Consider the following 4105-nt stretch of genomic DNA (forward strand, 5'->3'; position numbering starts at 1 on the left):
GGCTACTTCCGTCATCCGGATACGGTGGACGACAGCTGGCCCGCGTCCTTCCACCCCTCGGTGGTCGACCGCTACGAGCGGATCAGCGACCGGGACTCGCTGCTGACCGCCCGGCGCCTGGCCCGTGAGGAAGGACTGCTGGTCGGCGGCTCCGCCGGTACCGCGGTGGCCGGAGCCCTGCGGGTGGCGGCCGGTCTCGGGCCGGACGACCTGGTCGTCGTCCTGCTGCCGGATTCGGGTCGCAACTACCTCTCCAAGGTCTTCGACGACGACTGGCTGCGCCAGCTCGGCCTGCTGGAAGGGGAGGAGCCGGTGGAAGGGGAAGAGGCGCTGACGAAGAAGGAGCCGCGGGAAGGAGAGGAACTGCTCGCGGCTTCCCCGGCCGTACCACCGCTGGGCTGAAAGCTGCGGAGGGACGGCCGGTTCCGGCCCCGTCACGGCCCCGTGCCGGGCCGCCATCCCCGCCGCCGGGCCCGGCTCACCGTGAAGACGCCGAGTCCCAGGGCGGCCACCGCCGCGGCGACGGCCGAGGCCAGGGCGACCGCGGTGGCATGGGCACGCGTCGGGGTCGGCGGGGGCAGCGCGACCGGGCGGGCCGGCGCCGCTGGTACGGCGGACGGCCGGGGGGCCGTGACCGCCGCCACCGGGTCGATCGTGCCGGCGCCTACGAGCCCCCCGGCCACCGCGGGCATCCGGTAGGCCGACGCGAGAATCCTGGCCGCGATCTCCGACGCCCCGGCTTCCGGGTGGGCGGCGGCCACCAGCGCCGCCGTCCCGGCTACGAATCCCGTCGCCAAGTCGGCCCCGCTGCCGGTGACATGGCCCCCACCCGGGCCCACGCTCATCACCGAGCCGCCGGGCGCCGCGATGTCGGGGGCGGTCTGCGGGACGATCGTGCGGTCGGGCGTGCCGCCCGGTACCACCGCGGCGACCGCCAGCACTCCGGGCAGGGCGGCCGGGAACGCGGCAGGAGCGGCCGTCTCCTCGGCCCCCGGGTCTCGCAGGGTGGCGTAGGCGGGCGCCACCACCACGCTGCCGGCGCTCCGGGCCGCCTCGACAGCCGAGGCCAGCGCGCCGCTGCCGCGCGCCAGGGCGAGCGGCACGGCGACGATCCGCGCCCCGCGCGCGACGGCGGCGCGAATTCCGGCCGCCACCCGGTCGGCCGGTGCCACGCCGTCGTCGCCGGTGACCCGGATGCCCAGCACCCGCGCCCCGGGAGCCACCCCGGCGAAGCCCGTACCCTCGCGCGGGGCTGCCGCGATCAGTCCCGCCACGAACGTCCCGTGGCCCGCGCAGTCCTTGCCGCCGCCCCGGTCCGACCCGCCGTCCAGATCGGGACCCGCCTCGACCCGGCCGGCCAGGGCGGGGGAACGGGTGGCGTCCACGCCCGTGTCCACCACGGCGACCAGGACGCCGTCACCGCGGGTGTAATCCCAGGCCCGGGTGTAGCCGACGTATCCCTGGGGCCAGGGCGCGCTCTCCACCTTCCGGCGGGACGGTTCCACGCACCCGCCGCTCCCGGGTGACAGCGAGCTCACCACGGGCAGGGGCTCGTCGTCCCGCCCTTCCGCGACGGCGGGAGACGCCCCCACGGCGGCCAGAAGCCCGATCGTGAGAAGCCCGATCGTGGGGAGCCTGATCACGAAGGGGCAGGTCGCGAGGGTTCGGGTCGCGCGCGACCGGCTCGCCTGCGGGACCGCTCCCCCCGCACGGCGGCCCGGTCCTGGGATCAGCACGCGAGGTCCTCGGGCAGCAGGGTGCTGAGATCCTCCACCGTCGCCTCCGGCATCGCGCCGAGCCGGCCCGCCTGGCGCGTGAGCATCCGCTCCAGCACCGTGCGCGCGTACCGGGCGTTGCCGAAGGCCGGTCCGCGCTCCACGCCGGCGAAGTGCGCGCGCAGCAGCTCCAGCGTCCTGGGCGCGCAGACGTACTTCTCCCGCGCGCACATCCCGGTGACGATGTCGACGAGTTCGTCGGCGTCGTAGGAGGCGAAGGGCACGCTGCGGCCGAAACGCGAGGCCAGACCGGGGTTGGAGGCCAGGAAGCGCTCCATCTCGGGGCCGTACCCGGCGACCACCACCGCCGTGTCGTCGCGGTGGTCCTCCATCAGCTTCAGCAGGGTGTCGACCGCCTCCCGGCCGAAGTCCGAACCGCCGGCTCCCTCGGGGGTCAGGGTGTACGCCTCGTCGACGAAGAGCACCCCACCCCGCGCCCGTCCGAAGGCCTCCGCGGTGAGCTGCGCCGTGTGGCCGACATACCGCCCGACCAGGTCGGCGCGGGCGACCTCCACCAGTTGCCCGCGAGGCAGTACGTCCAGGGCTCCGAGCAGTTCCCCGTACAGGCGGGCCACGGAGGTCTTGCCCGTACCGGGCGGTCCCGTGAACACCAGGTGGTGGCCGATCGCCGGTGCGGGCAGCCCGTTCTCCCGGCGCCTGCGGGCGGTGGTCAGGAGGTTCACCAGGTCCTGGACCTCGCTCTTCACGCCGGCCAGCCCCGTCAGTGCGGACAGCCGGCCGAGGACGGCCTCCAGGCGTTCCCCGCCGCCCCCCGCTGCTGCCGCCGCGGCCTCCCCGACGTCCGACGGCAGCAGCAGCGACAGCTCCTCCTCCGACACCGTCTCGTTCCCGGCGAGCCTGAGTGCCTGCCTGTCCACCATCTCCTCGAAGGTCCGCCGCGCCTCCCGGGCGTTGCCGAAGGACTCGTCGCGCGTCATCCGGGCGAAGTGCGGTACGAGGGCGCGCCGGGTGTCCTCCGGCAGCGTCAGCCGGCTGCGCGCACAGAGCGTTTCGACGATCGTCACCAACTCGTCCACCTCGTAGTTCTCGAATTCGACGGTCCTCCCGAAGCGCGAGCCGAGGCCGGGGTTGGACTCCAGGAACGACCTCATCCGGCCGGAGTAGCCCGCGACGATGACGACCACGTCGTCGCGGTGGTCCTCCATGAGTTTCACCAGGGTGTCGATGGCCTCCCGGCCGAAGTCGGCCCCGCCCGAGCCGGCCTCGGCGGACAGGGTGTACGCCTCGTCGACGAACAGGACTCCGCCCAGGGCTCGTTCGAACAGCTTGGTGGTCCGCAGCGCCGTGCTGCCCACGAACTCGCCCACCAGGTCCGCGCGGGCGGCCTCCACCAGATGGCCCGAGCGCAGCACGCCGAGCCCGCCGAGGATCGAGGCGTACAGCCGGGCGACGGTCGTCTTGCCCGTACCGGGGGGTCCCGCGAAGACCAGGTGGCGGACGGTGGCGGGCACGGGGAGGCCCATCTCCCGCCGCCGCCGGGCCAGCTTGCTCAGGTTCACCAGGATCGCGACCTGCTCCTTGACCTGCCGGAGTCCGACGAGTTCGTCCAGGGCGTCGAGGGACCGGGCAACAGCGTCCTGCTCGGGCGCCTCGTCCCGGTCGGCGCCGTCGCCGCGTGCGCCGAGCACGTCGGGCTCGCCGTTGTCCCGGCTGTCCAGGTCGTCGGCGGCCAGCAGCCCGTCGGGAGCGGTCTGCCGCACACCGGCCGCGCGGTTGCCGGCGACCGTGCACCGGGTGACGCGTACGGGCCTTGCGCTCGCGACCCGCAGGCCGTCACCGCCGGACCCTCCCAGGTGGCAGTCGTTCATCCCGGCGGTGGCTCCCGGTCCGATCAGCACCCCGTGGGTCCGGCTGCCGCTCACCCGGCTGCCGACAGCGACCAGTTCGGCCGGCCCCTCCACCGTGATGCCTTCCGATCCGGCGTTCTCGACCGTCACCGCGGTCAGTGTGACGGCCGCCTCGCCGGTCACCCGCAGCCCCGAAGCGGAGCAGTCGCGGAGCACCGCGCCCTGGAACACCGGACGGGACGCCTCGGCCAGGGCTCCGCAGCCGCCCGCCCCGGTGACGGTGCCGTCCTCGACCGTGCCCCGCGCGCCGTCGCGGAAGTACAGTCCGTGGCCGCCGCTCCCGGTGACGTCCACACCGCGCAGTGAAGGGTCGGCACCGGCGACCACGATGCCGTGCCCGGCGGGTCCCTCGACAGTGACGGTGTCGAGCCGGGGGGCGGCCTCGCCTTCGACGACGACGCCCTCGGACCTGCCGCCGACGATCGCGGTACGCAGCAGAGCGGGCGCCGAGCCGTCCCGTAC

Annotated in this window: 3 protein-coding genes; 1 reads left to right on the forward strand and 2 read right to left on the reverse strand. The window is 74.9% G+C overall.

The genetic code is table 11. From position 1 onward, the window contains the following. Window positions 1-402, forward strand: a 402-nt coding sequence (locus ACFWEP_RS32520) for a pyridoxal-phosphate dependent enzyme (protein ID WP_387375574.1), incomplete at its 5' end; no start/stop codon positions are given. Between the two features lie 32 nt (window positions 403-434). Here ACFWEP_RS32520 and ACFWEP_RS32525 read toward each other — a convergent pair. Next, on the reverse strand, window positions 435-1505 hold the full coding sequence (locus ACFWEP_RS32525) for a S8 family serine peptidase (protein WP_387375576.1): 1071 nt from the start codon (window positions 1503-1505) through the stop codon (window positions 435-437). Between the two features lie 224 nt (window positions 1506-1729). Further along, the coding region (locus ACFWEP_RS32530; protein WP_387375578.1) for an AAA family ATPase at window positions 1730-4105 on the reverse strand (2376 nt) is incomplete at its 5' end.

The organism is Streptomyces sp. NPDC060198 (assembly GCF_042728415.1).
In the GTDB taxonomy this organism is placed as follows: Bacteria; Actinomycetota; Actinomycetes; order Streptomycetales; family Streptomycetaceae; genus Streptomyces.